Origin of the sequence: Bacillus sp. HNG, from assembly GCF_003400205.1 — a bacterium.
Classification (GTDB): domain Bacteria; phylum Bacillota; class Bacilli; order Bacillales; family Bacillaceae_L; genus Ferdinandcohnia.
On record NZ_QUQV01000005.1, the window covers coordinates 76,925 to 91,075 of the forward strand.

The window sequence follows — 14,151 nt, forward strand, 5'->3', positions numbered from 1 at the left end:
TGCTAAGGTACTTCCAGTATCATTCATATCGTACTATAATAAAACTTTGGCCATTTAATGGCGTCCTTTCGCGGTTCGTGAACTCCCGCGTTATCAAAACTATAGGAGGAATACTATGTATAATGAAATACTGTGGTTTATTTTTGCGATTGTTAATTTTATTTTAGTCTTGGCGATTTACCGACTTTTTGGTAAATCTGGTTTATTTGTCTGGATTGGTTTTTCAACGGTTGCAGCTAATCTACAGGTTGTAAAAACGGTTGAGTTGTTTGGACTTACAGCTACACTCGGTAATATTATGTATGGAACAAGCTTCTTAATTACCGATATTTTAAATGAAAAATACGGTAAAGAAGAAGCGAAAAAAGGTGTGTGGCTTGGATTTTTTACACTGATTACCATGACTATTATCATGCAATTTGTGCTTGCTTTTGATCCACATAAAGTGGATTTTGCACAAGGCTCTTTGGAAACCCTTTTTGGACTGCTTCCACGGATTGCACTGGGAAGTCTCCTTGCATTTCTAATTAGTCAATATTCCGATGTTATTATTTACTCAAAAATTAAAGCACGGTTTCCAAAGGATAATCAACTTTGGATTCGAAATAACGGGAGTACAATGATTAGTCAGCTACTAGATACATTAATCTTCACAAGTATTGCGTTCATTGGAGTGTATCCATTTGACGTGTGGATCCAAATTTTCGTAACGACTTATTTTATTAAGTGGTTAGTGGCCTTAATAGATACACCTTTTATCTATATCGCTCGTACATTTCATAAAAATAAAGAAGCATAGTTTAAATAACAAGGATGTCTTGAGAGGCATTCTTTTTTCACGTATTCACAGTAATGCCGTTTTAGTGATACTATTTACTTATTCATTTATTTGGAGGCATCTTATGATTGAAGTGTATATCGATGGTGCAAGTGCTGGAGACCCCGGTCCATCTGGTGCCGGCATTTTTATTAAAGGAAATGGTGTTGTCGAAAAACATTCGATTCCACTTGGTATTATGACTAACCACGAAGCTGAGTATTACGCCTTACTTAAGGGGCTAGAAATTTGTATCCAAAATGACTACAAAGTCGTTTCCTTTCGAACGGATTCCCAGCTCGTTGACCGAGCGATTGAAAAGGAATATGTAAAAAATAAAAAATTTGTACCCTTGCTCGAAAAGGCATTACAATTATCAAAAGAATTAGATCTCTTTTTTCTAAAATGGATTCCAAGTGCACAAAATAAAGTTGCTGATGAGTTAGCAAGACAGGCTATCAGGAAAAACGAAACGTGAAGGAAACCCTTGGACTACATAGTTCCAAGGGTTTTATGACATAATATTTCGTTCTTCCACAAATTGATAGGCTTGTTTGCGATTTTGAATTTGATTTTCTTTCAACATCTCTAATAAGGAGATGAAAAAGCTACCGTCAAATTCCTTCTGTGCTTTTAATGTTATTTCAATTGCAACATTTACAATTTCATCCGTTGCTCCCGTATAATGCTGCCCAAATGAAATAAACCCCACTGCGTCTTCTCCAAGATTAAAGCCTTTTTGGGCTAAAAACTGCAAATATTCTTTCACACGATTTTCTAATTTAAACAATATTCTCCATCTCCAACAAAAAATACTGAATCTAATCTAATCTAATAGTACCGCATTTTTTGTCGAAATTCTACGACTTTTTTGTTAAAAAATGGGCTATTGTTCCTGTAATCATTCCAAAAATAGCACCGCCAATTACTTCTTCTGGCTGATGACCAAGTCTTTCCTTCAACTTTTTTTCCTTTTGGTCGTGGTAATGATGGTCCTTTTGACCTGCTAATCGTTCCAGTTCTTCGTCTAGTTCGTTCACTTTTATTGTTAGTTCACCAGATTGCCGGCGAATTCCTTGTGCATCATACATCACGATTAAACCAAATACCGTGGATAACGCAAAATCAATGGTGGGAATCCCTCTTTTTAATGCAATAAAGGTAGCTAATGACGAAACACCCGCTGAGTGTGAACTTGGCATTCCACCCGTTTCAAAAAAAGTGCCCCAATCCCATTTATTCGTTTTCACTTTCTTAATTGGTATTTTTAAAAACTGAGCAAGTCCAATTGTAAGTAATGCGGTCAAGATTCCTTTGTTCACGCTTCTCACCTCATGGTTAGTTTCCTAGTTCTCTCCCTTTTCTATACAAAGACATAATCCAAAATAGGATGGAAATAATACGAAATGGAGGTGACATGTCATGGCGAAAAAAGCAAACAACCGCGGAAAAGCTCCAAAAGGCGTGAATCCACAAGGTTATAATGAAGATACAGAATTCTCTATGGAACCAAAAAGCGAGCTAGAAAACAGAGCAAAGAAAAAAAATACAAAGATATAATGGTTTGCTGGGATGTCCTGTGGTGAGTTAATTACAGGGCATCCTTGTATGGAAATTGCCAAAAACAGTAAAACTCTATTAAAAACAGTGTTTCGGAAATAAAAACCGTATCTCCCGATTAAAAACAATATTTTTAAATTAACAACAGTAAATGTCTTTGACTCTCCTCTAAATAGAAAAAAGAGCACTCACACGAGTACCCTTAGCTTATAAATTGATCCAAGCCCTTAAATTCAAGCTCGGTAAACTTTTCATATACTTTTTCACGATCAATTTGGATTAATGCATCCTCAAGTGAGCAATTAATCGGAACTTCACAATGGATTCTCGCTAATTTTCGAGATAAATGAAGCATGTCCAAATCTTCTTTAATCTTGGTCTTTTGACCTTTTGTTAAAGTCTCAACATTTTCCAATATACCTTCAATGGTTTCAAATTGCTGGAGAAGTTTTAGTGCCGTTTTCTCACCGATTCCTCGAACACCAGGATAGTTATCGCTTGTATCACCCATTAAAGCTTTAAGATCTACCATTTGCTGCGGGCGGATACCTTTTTCCTCTAAAAAGTTTTCACTAGTGTATTCCGCGTAATTTCCGATTCCTTTTTTCATAATAAGAACTGTAATATTCTCATCAAGTAGCTGCAGAATGTCTTGGTCACCAGTCAGAATTATTACATCAGAGTCCTGGCTATATTGTTTAGCAAGCGTCCCGATGCAATCGTCGGCCTCATAACCAGTTAGCCCCACATTCGGAATGTCAAATGATTCAACTACATCTTTTACAAGATCAAATTGGGGAATCAACTCTTCTGGCGGCGCACCACGATTTCCTTTATATTCACTGTACATTTCAGTCCGAAATGTGGAGCTTCCCATATCCCAGCAGCAAATGACATGCGACGGCTTGTACGTATTGACTGCTGTCATCATATGTTTTACGAAACCATGAATACCATTAGTCGGAATTCCTTTACTATTTACCATAAAATAACCACTCATTGCAGTAGCGTAAAAAGATCGAAACAATAATGCCATTCCATCTATTAACATAATCTGATTTTTCATCAGCATATCCTCCCTGTTAAAAATCCTCATAAAAGTAAGTATACCATATATTCACCATGGATTTGTTTGTATCTTCCTTCCAAGCAAAGAAAAAGCCCTCTATGAATAGAGGACTTATTTTCCTTAATAACTCTTCATTTTTTCAGCTTCTATCTCAGCATAGGAAGGAAATTTACGCGGTGACGTTTCATTTTTTTCCGACCCTTTTTTCTCCATTGATTGCGGTCTTTCCTTTTTCAACATGCATATCCCCTTTATAAGAGCATTGTGGTTAGTATTAACCTAGAATGCATGTGTTATTTTCGGAACGCATATTCCTTCACCATATCAACTGTTACTAACTTTCGTAGTGGAACGATTCCTTTTTGAGCAAGTTTATTCATTTCGAGTGTCACTTGATTAATCTTATCTACAGTGAACTCTTTGTTTTGCTTCGCTAAAGCAACTGCCTCGTCGATAAACAGTTCTCTTCTTTGCTCAAGACCGACAAAGGTTTTCACGATTTCGTGCTGTGCATTTGAATGTTTTGTGATTGCTTCATGGACGTTTGACATTATTTCTCCTCCGATGTTTCTCTCTTCATTAGTTTTACAATATGGGGTTTAGGTTCCCAGCAATTAAATCGATATTCTGGTTTTGTATCATAGCCTAGGCGTACACATCTGTATGTCATTATATCATCTTTTCGTTCAGCAGCGAAATTCATACAGGTTGCACATGCATGATACTTTGATTTTGATTCAGTCAAAATCGATCACCCCATATGTTCTGTATAATAGCCTTTTAACGTTTTATGGACTTGTTCTAAACTTTCGATATCAATATCTTCAGATAAGATCTTTGTGACCCCATCAAAATATTCGTGAATTTCCATTAGAGCATTTTCTTGAAGTACTTGCAGCCCATTATTAAATTGTTGCTTGTAAAAGGCAACAAGATTTGCCTGATTTTCTTCAAGATAAGAACTTAAAGGCGCATCCAACAATACTTCAAGTTCATCCTGCATTTGCTTTTTCTCATTTTTCTCGAAAAATGATTTTGGATTTTTAAACAATCCAAGTGCCCTTTTATAACGAGAGAGTTCTTCATTCGCAAGACCATTTTTAAATTCTATCGATTCAAAATCGAGTTTAACGGCCTCTGAGATACTCATATTTGAATTGATTGATTTTATTTGTTCATTAAAACTACCAAGCTGCCCATGAAGTCGCTTTGAAATAAAGGATTCAATTCTTAATGAAGTGGCACGCATTTCTTGGGCCAAATCAAAACCGACTGATTCCAAAAATTCCATTAAACAAGATTGTAGGGCATTTTTTAAATCACGTCCATCCTCTCTAAGTGATGACGGATTAAACGCTTCCTTGAACATATCCGAAACACGAAGAAAGACTCTTTGCTTTATATAAAAAGTCAGTTCTTTTATCTCCTGCTCAACAACTCCAAATGCATCGTTGTAATCAACACTCGTAACAACAGTCTTCATTTTGGCATGCTGATCTTTCGCTTTCTCTAGCTTAGAACGCTTAATATCCTTGTCTTCCTTCGCGGACTGAATATACGAATTAATAATAGCTGTTGCACGCTGGATATCTACATATCCTTCATTCACGGCAACCTCTGTTAGTTCATCAATGACAAATGAATGAAAATCCGTTTCAAATCGTTCAATACCAGATGTTTGAAGGATACCCAGATCCTTATCACTAACTTCATTAAGCTTCTCAAGTAAAGCAGCTCGACTTGATACCGTATAAAGTCGCGGAAAACGAATGCCGTAACTCATAAGCTGTGACCCTACATACTCTTTTACATCTTCTAACTCATCAATCGTATTCGCCAGATCGGCTGCATTGATGACGAAGAACATTTTATCCATACTGAAGGTGTCCTTGACACGCCCAAGCTGAATTAAAAACTCACGGTCTGCTTTTGAAAAGGCATGGTTATAATATGTCACAAATAGAATTGCATCCGCATTTTTGATATATTCAAAAGCAACCCCAGTGTGGCGTGCGTTAATTGAATCAGCCCCTGGTGTATCTACCAATGTAATACCTTGCTGTGTTAATGGACAAGCATAGTAGAGCTCAATCCATTCCACAAAACATGCCTTTTCTTCCTTTGCAACATACTCATTAAAGCCATCCATGTCTGTAGTTAATATTTGATCTAAATGAACAGATATATGTTCAAAACCAGCAACTACCGCTTTTAAGAATGAAAAATGTGGTTTTTCTTTCGCATCAATTTTTTCGATATTACTTATTGATGAGTTGATCTTCTCTAAACTTTGATCTAGATTTTCAGCTTGTTCACCAAAAATGTGTAAGGAATGGTTGATATCGTCTAATAATTGTTTCGTTGATTTAATTTTAACTAGTACAGTCCCATGCTTGTGCTCTTCGGTTGGGAACGTAATTTTATTAATGGTTGCTGTCGTTGGATTTGGTGAAACGGGAAGCGCGTGTTTCCCCATTAATGCATTTGCAAATGACGACTTCCCAGCACTAAACGCACCAAATAATGCAACGGTAAAATGTTTATGCTTTAAACGATATGCCTTATCCTGAATGTCCTTCGCTAGAACCGAAAGACCGGTGATTGGCTTGATTAGTTCATGTGCTTTTTCTAAATGAAGAATCGCCTGGTCAGACGAACCTTTCTTTTCTCTTTGCTCTTGGTCCGGTTTATTTTCAACTTGGGACACTTCTTCCTTTCGATTCTTTAGCTCATGAAGGATTTCTTCCGTGGAGGAAACCTCTACATGTTCAATAAATCGTGAAAGTAAGTTTTCAACGGATTCAGAACTATTGACTGTAACTTTACCGTCTATGATGTTGTCAAGTAACGTTCGGGCCTCTATACGTTTCATTTCAAATTTCTTTAATGTTGCAAATGCCTCCGAATAAACCTCATATTGTTTTAATTCGTTTTTTAAATCCGTTTCATCTTTGGCAGTACCAGCCTTCAATTGTTCGAGAATATCGTGTAATAGTGTAACCGCTTTTTGTTTATATTTTCTTTTAATATAATTTCCAACATCATCTGTATAGGTTAATATATATTCTCCTGTTACACGTGCACCTGGTTTGACCAAATTTTTTAGCTCGTCGGGAGTCAACTCAGTTGCTAGCTCGTTGCCAGTTGGTTGTTTCGTAAGTCGTAAACGTTCAACATATCTCCCAACAAAGTCCTTCAAATGCCATTCTAATTGAGTGGACATTTTCTCTTTAACATCATGTAAGAAAGCTTGTAATCGCTCCTCACGTTCTTTTTCCGTTTTATTTTTGGAAAATAATAACCCCACTTTAAAATCCGCTTGAACAGATTCAACAAAGCGTTTGGCAAGATCACGCGTTTGGAAAGGCATAAGAATAGCATTTGATAAAATCGTTTCGATTTCTTCTATAAACTCAGTTTCAATTCTTTCGCGTTCCTTAGTAAAACAAGTTAATCGATGGTTCAATTCTTCAACTCGATTAGGAATCATATCCCGCTCAGCCGCTGATAATGAACGAAGCTTTTCTTTTGTATCTTCAAGTTCCACTGCATTTTGATCATCTAAAAATGCAATATGCTCAAGAATAATTTGTCTTGCTGAATGGAAAACACCTTCTAATAAAAGCTGATCTTTATTAGCCATTTTTTCATGAAGAAGCTGCTGAACCTGTTTGAACTGATTATGCTCGTGGTCGGGATCCTTTAAAGTTGTGAAAAAAATGTCTGAGTATGCCACATTCCAGTTTTGGAATGCCTCTTCTACCCCTTGTTTAAAGGATGCAAAAGGTAATTCAGTTTCTTTATGTTTATCGACTTGGTTGACAATTAAGTAAACTGTCTTATTTCGATCCGTCAATTCCTTTGTAAATTGGAAATTCAACTCGGAAAGAACATGATTATAGTCCATCACGTAAAAGAGTATATCTGCTAAATGTAATGCTGATTCTGTTGATATACGATGGGCATCATCGGTTGAGTCAATCCCTGGCGTATCCATGATGATGACTTGCTCTGGCAGTTTCTTAATGTCATGACTGATTTCAATCGATACAATTGCTTCTCCGTCTTTCGCATATGACTTGATTACGTCATAATCGTAGGGATGCGGGTATTCGATGATTTTTCCGTCACGATAATAGACGCGTGCATATTCACGCCCCTGCTTTACTTTTACAAGGTTTGCACTAGTCGGAATTGGGCTTGATGGTAATAAACTCTCCCCAATGAGTTCGTTAATCATGCTCGATTTCCCGGCTGAGAAATGACCAGAAAAACCAATCATATATTCACTGTTATTGAGTTTTTTTAGCAGGTGAATGATTTTTGAACTACTTTCTTGGTCATTGTTTTTTTCAAAGATATCATATAAGGAAGATAGTCGTTTTTCTAGGTCTTCCTTTGTAATCTGATTAGTTTGTTGTGTTTGAATCATTTTTAATCCCCTTATTGAGCGATGCATAATAGTGTATATATATGTATTTTACTCTACACTCTGGCTTTTGACAAAGCAGAATATTAAGAAACTATTTTTCAGCATAAAAAGAACCAGGTATTCACCTGGTCGCATGAATGGAATTATGATGTTTTTGTCGGCTTTGCTTCGGGTTTGCAACATGATGTAAGACGTGATACATGATAAACCCATATATTCCAATTGTTAGAGATACAAATAATGTAAGCATCTTTTCACCAGCTTTCAACTGATAGTGATAATTATTTTCATCTACAATTTAGTGTATCAACAGTTTTCTTTCTTTTCAATCTTTTTTTATTGGTTTCAAGACATTTGGAATAAGTCTGCTTCGGGTTATTCCTATCTGTTGATATTCCTCATGGACACTTAATGCTCGTTCTTCAACTGGAATGCGAATAGACATTATCACAAAGTTAAGTATCGAAAAGAGCATACCGGTAAAATATGCCTGAAATAACATCGGTATTAAAATAAACTCAAGGGCGACAATGATATAATTCGGGTGCTTGACATATTTATACGGACCCTTAGACTGGACCTGGCTTCCCTGCAAAATCATAATTTTCGTATTCCAAAACATCCCAAGAGAATGAAGCGCCCATACTCTTCCAAGCTGAGTTAATGCAAATAAGAAAAATAAAATCGGATACAACACCGATAATTCTTTTTCTCCATATACAACTTCAGCAATTAGAGATCCAAAAAATAAAACATGGATGAGGACAATGTATTTATAATGACCGTGACCAACCTCATACCCGCCCTGTGATAATATCCATTTTTCATTACGTTTCGCAATCCGCAGTTCAATCAGTCTCTGAGCAATTACTAGTCCAATAAAAATCCAAAATACCATTTTATTTCCTCCAATGTAACAGGACTAATTCAGAGCTAAACCCAGGTCCTAGCGCAGTAACTAGCCCATAATCTCCTTCTTTTCCCAGCTGTTTCTCCATAAACTCCTTTAAGACATAAAGCACTGTAACAGAAGACATATTCCCTTGCCTACGCAACACTTCTCTTGCAATGACAGTCATTGAACTCGGGATATCAAGGGATGCCTCATATGCATCCAAAACCTTCTTCCCACCTGGATGGGCAATAAAATGCTTTATTTCAGTTATATTAAGCTGATTACCATGTAAAAATTCGTCTACATTTCCCTTCAACCATGACTTCACAATGCTCGGAATATCTTTTGAAAAAATGACGTGTAGTCCCGAATTTTTAATATCCCAGCCCATTACATCCTCTGAATTTGCCATTAAGGTCGATCGGGAGGATACAAAGGACGGAAAAACAGCAGTTGCCCCATGATATTCCACCTCATCGCCGCCAATACAAACACATGCCGTGCCATCCGCAAATAATGAGGTGCCGATTAAATTGCTCTTTGAAAAATCATTTTTTTGAAAGGTTAAGCTGCAAAGCTCTACAGCAAGGACAAGTACTTTTGCTTTAGGATATGCTTTACAATAATCAAACGCCCTCGCTAAGCCAGATGCTCCTCCAGCACACCCAAGCCCCCAAATCGGAATTCGCTTCGTATGTGGCAGGAATTCCATCTTATTCATGATCCTCGCTTCAATACTTGGGGTTGAGATGCCTGAGCTTGAAATAAAAAAAATGGCTTCAATTTCTTCAGGATTTATCTTTTTCGCAAGTAACTGTTGATTTGATAAACAGTTGTGAATCGCTTCTGTTCCATATGTAATAGCCTTTTCAATATATGTATCATTTTTTTCCTCAAAGCTATGCTCTTTCCCATACCATTCCAATGATTCACTGAAATATCTCTCCTCAATTTCACTATTAGCAAATACCTTAATGAGCCGATCAATATCTGGAAAATGCTCATAAAAGAGGTCTCTAATAAATTCAGTTGTCTTCATTTGATCGATTTTATTTGGTGGATTGCATATACCTATCGAAATCACTTTAGGCATGGAACACACCCTTTCTCTATAGGTCATCTCTAGGTTACTTTTTCCAGTTTTAGAATAAGTATGCAATAACAAAAATAGGCGTAAAAAAAGCCTTCCCGGTTTACGGGAAAGCTCACGTTTCAAAGGAGTTGTTTTGTTGTTGTGCATTAATAGTATAACTCAAATTTTTCAAACATTCACTAGTAAAATTTTGGTTTACAATAGGCTTCAATCTAGGCTGTTTCGCAAACTTTGTTTGAGCCTTAATCTATAATAAAGTCTTGACGAGTTCCTCTCGTTTGTTGTCAATTGCTTCGAAATCCATTGCCGCTTTGTAGTATTCCTCAAGCTTGTCGTGAAGTCGTTTTGCTTCACTTAAAAAATTTGTACCAATTGTCATCTTATTTTTATATTCGAGGTTTAACTCTTCAATTTCCTGTTTGAACGTGTTTTCGATTTTTGGATCCATACATAATGCAAACATATCGACCACTTCATCTTGTTCGCGGAATGGGTCGATAACATGCGGAGCCGTCCCATCTACAATTGACACGCTTAGTTGTGGAATAATAATCATGTCAATGCTTTTCGGATCAAATGCACAGTGGAAATACTCCACCGATAAACCATGTTGTTCGGCATGCTTTCCTACCTTTTTCATCAATGTTGACTTCCCGCTTCCTGGTCTTCCTTTGATGATATAACGTTTTTCATATTCTTCTGTAATATTATCGATAAAATTCACTGCACCCTTTGGTGTTGCTGCTCCAAAAAATCGCTTCCGAATAGTCGGGTTTTCCTCCCCTTCAAAAGGCTTGCTAAAAATCGTATCAATTAAATTTTGAAGAACTGCATCCGCCTTTTTAAAACTCATGGAAGAGACATAAATATCCTCACGCTTTAAATGAACTTTCTTTGCTTCTGCAAACGTCTTATAAGCATTTTCAAAGTTCTTCGAGATATCATCCGTTAATTCGATGATTTCATTCTTATATTGCATTAAGTATTCATCATTACGGTGTTGACCAAGATCAATTACCTTTTCGACAACTCCGGGGTATCTAGGCTCAATAACATGTGGTGCCGTACCGTCTACAAATCCTAATTTTCGTTCTGGAATCACGATTCCATCTATAGAGTGATTGTCTGAAGAACAGTGTAAGTATTCAAGGTCATAGCCTTTATCCATGAATATAAGACCGATTTTTCTCATGAAGGTAGATTTACCTGTACCTGGTCCCCCTTTTAAAATATAAAGAGTTTCCAAGCCTTTCAATGCTTCATCATACAACGAGAAAAAACCTACACTAGAATTGGTACCTGCATAATAATTTTTTATTTTTGCCATATAAACTGCTTACCTCCTTGTAGACATTCGCCTATCTTTAGACTATGGCGAAGGAGCAATCTATGTGATTACAAATCTAAAATTTTTTCACTTTGTCACCAAAAAAGTTAGTTTAGCAATATAATGACTGTTTGATTACCAGGCAAAAAAATCACTATTCAAAAATAGTGATTATGTGGATTTCTGGTCGTTCTTCTGTACATTTATATTGATCTGAGTGATTACAGCATTCCCGCATTTGAAACATCTTTCTTTGTTATTTAGTAAAAGGGAATGACATCTTGAACAATAGTATCTAATCATTTGCACACATCCTTTTTCCTATAGAATATGTTTGCGTTTCCAAGACTGTTATTGCGTTTGTCACAAATTATTCAAATATCTTCCTGCCCGAATGTGATAAAAATCACTGTTTTACTAAGTTTTCACTATTAATATAGTGATTAGATTAGGAATGAACAATTTGTGAAAAGCTCAAAATCGTCTAGATTTTAACAAATTGTTTTGTATGATGAAAATGTAAAACGTTGCATAAGGGGGTCGTGATGAATGGCTATGACAGAGCTTACGAAGACAAACCAAAAAACTAAAATTGAAGATGAAAAAACTTCTTTAAAAGGGACATTGGCATCTGTATTATTACTGGGACTTTTCTTAATTTTATCTTGGCTAGCTGTCTTTTTCTTGTTCTTAGATCGAGTGTAATAACACTTTCTACTAAGAAAGCAAGGCAAGTCTTTCATTTGAGTGACTTGTACTATTTTATGAACAAAAATATAGAAAAAGAATGTGAAATTTGAAAGGGGAAGAAGCCATGCATTTGCATAAATATGAAAAAATATGGCTCATTTTTGGTATTGGAATCCTATTTGTATTTCTAGGAGTTGTTGGTGTTGGTGCGTTCGCAATGGGCCATCAACCAGCAAGTAGCATTAAAACAATTGATCCAGAAAAGGTTTCTGAAACAGCACCATTTGACAATCCTGGACTCGTTCATATTGAAGGAAACAAATATGAATTAAACCTTGTTGCTGAAGCATTTGCTTACACACCTAACACCATCCAAATTCCAAAAGATGCAGAGGTAACAATTAATGTAGCAACAAAAGATGTTGTTCACGGATTTGCAATTGCCGGTACAAACGTCAATATGATGGTTGAACCTGGATATGTGAGCAGCTATACACAAACATTTTCTAAAACAGGCGAATTTTTAGTGTTATGTAATGAATATTGTGGAGCTGGGCACCACTTAATGATGGCAAAAGTTGAGGTGACCGAATAATGTTAAATTCAAATGTCAAGGTAGACAAAAAAGATGCAAAACTAGCAATGGCACACTTTTATGTAGCCTTTATCGCTTTATTTTTAGGTGGAACTGCAGGATTACTTCAGACACTTGTACGTTCAGGTAAATTTACATTACCTGCAGGAATTGGCTATTATCAATTATTAACCGTTCACGGAGTATTATTAGCACTTGTACTTACAACTTTTTTTGCTATAGGTTTCTTATTTGCAAGTTTAAGTAAAACGGCTGGTACACTTTCTCCCAAAGTCCGACTATCAGGTTGGATTGGTTTTTGGGTGATGACAATCGGTACTGCGTCAACTGCGACCACCATCCTTATGGGTGAAGCATCCGTTCTTTATACATTCTATGCTCCATTACAAGCCCACCCTTTCTTCTATATTGGACTTGCGCTTGTTGTTGTTGGTAGCTGGATTAGTGGGTTTGCAATGTTTTCACACTTTGGTAAATGGAAAAAAGCAAATCCTGGTAAAGTCACTCCATTACTAAGCTACATGGCTGTCATGACAATGATTCTTTGGTTAGTTGCAACACTTGGAGTAGCTGCAACCGTTCTTATTCAATTTATTCCATGGTCATTTGGGTGGGTTGATAAAATTGATGTCTTAATTAGTAGAACATTATTCTGGTATTTTGGTCACCCGCTTGTATATTTCTGGTTATTACCAGCTTACATGGCATGGTACGTTGTGATCCCTAAAGTAATCGGAGGAAAAATTTTCTCTGATGCACTTGCAAGATTATCATTCATTTTGTTCCTACTATTCTCTATACCGGTTGGATTCCACCATCAGTTAACAGAACCTGGTATTGATCCAAACTGGAAGTACTTACAAGTTGTTTTAACATTCATGGTTGTTATTCCGTCATTAATGACTGCTTTCTCTATGTTTGCTTCATTCGAAATGTATGGAAGATCAAAAGGTGCAACAGGTTTATTTGGCTGGTTCAGAAAGCTTCCTTGGGGAGATGCTCGTTTCTTCGCACCATTCATGGGTATGTTAATCTTTATCCCTGCTGGTGCCGGCGGTATTATCAATGCAAGTCACCAGTTGAACCAAGTTATTCATAATACAATTTGGGTAACAGGACACTTTCACTTAACCGTTGCAACAACTGTTCTGTTAACATTCTTTGGAATCGCATATTGGCTCATTCCACACTTAACTGGACGTGTGATGACAAAGGCTATGAATAAACTTGCGATTATCCAAACAATTGTTTGGACAATTGGTATGGCATTCATGTCAACAGCTATGCACTTTGCTGGATTACTAGGAGCTCCTAGACGTTCTGCTTTCTCAACTTATGGAGGTTCAGCGCAAGCAGCAGAATGGGTTCCTTATCAAATAGCACAAGCAATTGGTGGCTCTATTCTCTTTATAGGTATCATCTTAGTCCTTGTTATTTTTGTTAATTTAGCCTTCTTTGCACCAAAAGGTGAAACAGAATTCCCTGTAGGTGAAGTGGCAGAAGAAGCAGAAAAAACACCTATGATTCTAGAAAACTGGAAGCTTTGGGTTGGTGTGTTAGCCGTATTAATCTTAATCGCTTATACCATTCCATTTGTTGATATGATTCAAAATGCACCACCTGGAGCTAAACCTTTCAAACATTTACTATAAGCAAAAAAGCTACGCAACTTA

14 protein-coding genes are annotated in these 14,151 nt (G+C 36.6%); 6 read left to right on the top strand and 8 right to left on the bottom strand.

The window, feature by feature from the left end:
* The first annotated feature begins 115 nt into the window (after nt 1–115).
* A complete protein-coding gene (locus DZB84_RS10900) occupies nt 116–799 on the top strand; it encodes a queuosine precursor transporter (RefSeq protein WP_116352292.1) in 684 nt (227 codons plus the stop codon).
* A gap of 103 nt (nt 800–902) precedes the next feature.
* Nucleotides 903–1,295 (top strand): reverse transcriptase-like protein, encoded by a 393-nt coding sequence (locus DZB84_RS10905; protein WP_116352293.1) that lies wholly within the window; start codon nt 903–905, stop codon nt 1,293–1,295.
* Between the two features lie 33 nt (nt 1,296–1,328).
* Here the strand turns inward: DZB84_RS10905 and DZB84_RS10910 are convergent, their stop codons facing one another.
* Both DZB84_RS10910 and DZB84_RS10915 read right to left on the bottom strand, forming a co-directional pair.
* Nucleotides 1,329–1,607: a DUF6123 family protein gene (locus DZB84_RS10910; RefSeq protein ID WP_116352294.1), complete on the bottom strand. Its 279-nt coding sequence runs from the start codon at nt 1,605–1,607 to the stop codon at nt 1,329–1,331.
* Nucleotides 1,608–1,677: 70 nt separating this feature from the next.
* On the bottom strand, nt 1,678–2,139 hold the full coding sequence (locus DZB84_RS10915) for a divergent PAP2 family protein (protein WP_116352295.1): 462 nt from the start codon (nt 2,137–2,139) through the stop codon (nt 1,678–1,680).
* A 100-nt stretch (nt 2,140–2,239) separates the two neighbouring features.
* Here DZB84_RS10915 and sspL point away from each other — a divergent pair, with 100 nt between their 5' ends.
* Nucleotides 2,240–2,377, top strand: a complete 138-nt coding sequence (gene sspL / locus DZB84_RS10920) for a small, acid-soluble spore protein L (RefSeq protein ID WP_116352296.1) — start codon at nt 2,240–2,242, stop codon at nt 2,375–2,377.
* A 202-nt stretch (nt 2,378–2,579) separates the two neighbouring features.
* On the opposite strand, the gene DZB84_RS10925 is transcribed toward sspL, so the two are convergent.
* The 6 genes from DZB84_RS10925 to DZB84_RS10955 all read right to left on the bottom strand — a co-directional run bounded on the left by DZB84_RS10925 (nt 2,580) and on the right by DZB84_RS10955 (nt 11,193).
* A complete protein-coding gene (locus tag DZB84_RS10925) occupies nt 2,580–3,443 on the bottom strand; it encodes a 5'-3' exonuclease (RefSeq protein WP_116352297.1) in 864 nt (287 codons plus the stop codon).
* 296 nt (nt 3,444–3,739) lie between these two features.
* The gene (locus tag DZB84_RS10930) at nt 3,740–3,997 is read right to left on the bottom strand and encodes a YpbS family protein (protein WP_116352298.1); all 258 of its coding nucleotides are present in this window, start codon (nt 3,995–3,997) and stop codon (nt 3,740–3,742) included.
* Between the two features lie 200 nt (nt 3,998–4,197).
* Nucleotides 4,198–7,878 carry a dynamin family protein gene (locus tag DZB84_RS10940; protein ID WP_189655221.1) on the bottom strand — a complete coding sequence of 1,227 codons (3,681 nt, stop codon included), beginning with the start codon at nt 7,876–7,878 and terminating at the stop codon, nt 4,198–4,200.
* Nucleotides 7,879–8,203: 325 nt separating this feature from the next.
* On the bottom strand, nt 8,204–8,776 hold the full coding sequence (locus DZB84_RS10945) for an isoprenylcysteine carboxyl methyltransferase family protein (RefSeq protein WP_116352301.1): 573 nt from the start codon (nt 8,774–8,776) through the stop codon (nt 8,204–8,206).
* 1 nt (nt 8,777) lies between these two features.
* Entirely contained in the window at nt 8,778–9,866 is a 1,089-nt protein-coding gene (locus DZB84_RS10950; RefSeq protein ID WP_116352302.1) for a type III polyketide synthase, read from the bottom strand.
* 247 nt (nt 9,867–10,113) lie between these two features.
* The gene (locus DZB84_RS10955) at nt 10,114–11,193 is read right to left on the bottom strand and encodes a PRK06851 family protein (protein ID WP_116352303.1); all 1,080 of its coding nucleotides are present in this window, start codon (nt 11,191–11,193) and stop codon (nt 10,114–10,116) included.
* 549 nt (nt 11,194–11,742) lie between these two features.
* Here DZB84_RS10955 and DZB84_RS10960 point away from each other — a divergent pair.
* From DZB84_RS10960 to DZB84_RS10970, 3 genes are all read left to right on the top strand, one after another.
* Complete coding sequence (locus tag DZB84_RS10960) at nt 11,743–11,898, top strand: cytochrome c oxidase subunit 2A (RefSeq protein ID WP_116352304.1); 156 nt, start codon at nt 11,743–11,745, stop codon at nt 11,896–11,898.
* Between the two features lie 109 nt (nt 11,899–12,007).
* Nucleotides 12,008–12,478, top strand: coding sequence for a cytochrome c oxidase subunit II (locus tag DZB84_RS10965; protein WP_116352305.1), 471 nt, complete (start codon nt 12,008–12,010; stop codon nt 12,476–12,478).
* Nucleotides 12,478–14,130, top strand: coding sequence for a b(o/a)3-type cytochrome-c oxidase subunit 1 (locus DZB84_RS10970; RefSeq protein ID WP_116352306.1), 1,653 nt, complete (start codon nt 12,478–12,480; stop codon nt 14,128–14,130). Before DZB84_RS10965 ends, DZB84_RS10970 begins: the two co-directional genes overlap by 1 nt.
* Nucleotides 14,131–14,151: the final 21 nt, after the last annotated feature.

Bases quoted from the DNA above. Each gene is read 5' to 3' on its own strand.
- DZB84_RS10900 (WP_116352292.1), top strand. From the start codon at position 116: ATGTATAATGAAATACTGTGGTTTATTTTTGCGATTGTTAATTTTATT.
- DZB84_RS10905 (WP_116352293.1), top strand. From the start codon at position 903: ATGATTGAAGTGTATATCGATGGTGCAAGTGCTGGAGACCCCGGTCCA.
- sspL (WP_116352296.1), top strand. From the start codon at position 2,240: ATGGCGAAAAAAGCAAACAACCGCGGAAAAGCTCCAAAAGGCGTGAAT.
- DZB84_RS10925 (WP_116352297.1), bottom strand. From the start codon at position 3,443: ATGAAAAATCAGATTATGTTAATAGATGGAATGGCATTATTGTTTCGA.
- DZB84_RS10930 (WP_116352298.1), bottom strand. From the start codon at position 3,997: ATGTCAAACGTCCATGAAGCAATCACAAAACATTCAAATGCACAGCAC.
- DZB84_RS10940 (WP_189655221.1), bottom strand. From the start codon at position 7,878: ATGATTCAAACACAACAAACTAATCAGATTACAAAGGAAGACCTAGAA.
- DZB84_RS10945 (WP_116352301.1), bottom strand. From the start codon at position 8,776: ATGGTATTTTGGATTTTTATTGGACTAGTAATTGCTCAGAGACTGATT.
- DZB84_RS10950 (WP_116352302.1), bottom strand. From the start codon at position 9,866: ATGCCTAAAGTGATTTCGATAGGTATATGCAATCCACCAAATAAAATC.
- DZB84_RS10955 (WP_116352303.1), bottom strand. From the start codon at position 11,193: ATGGCAAAAATAAAAAATTATTATGCAGGTACCAATTCTAGTGTAGGT.
- DZB84_RS10960 (WP_116352304.1), top strand. From the start codon at position 11,743: ATGGCTATGACAGAGCTTACGAAGACAAACCAAAAAACTAAAATTGAA.
- DZB84_RS10965 (WP_116352305.1), top strand. From the start codon at position 12,008: ATGCATTTGCATAAATATGAAAAAATATGGCTCATTTTTGGTATTGGA.
- DZB84_RS10970 (WP_116352306.1), top strand. From the start codon at position 12,478: ATGTTAAATTCAAATGTCAAGGTAGACAAAAAAGATGCAAAACTAGCA.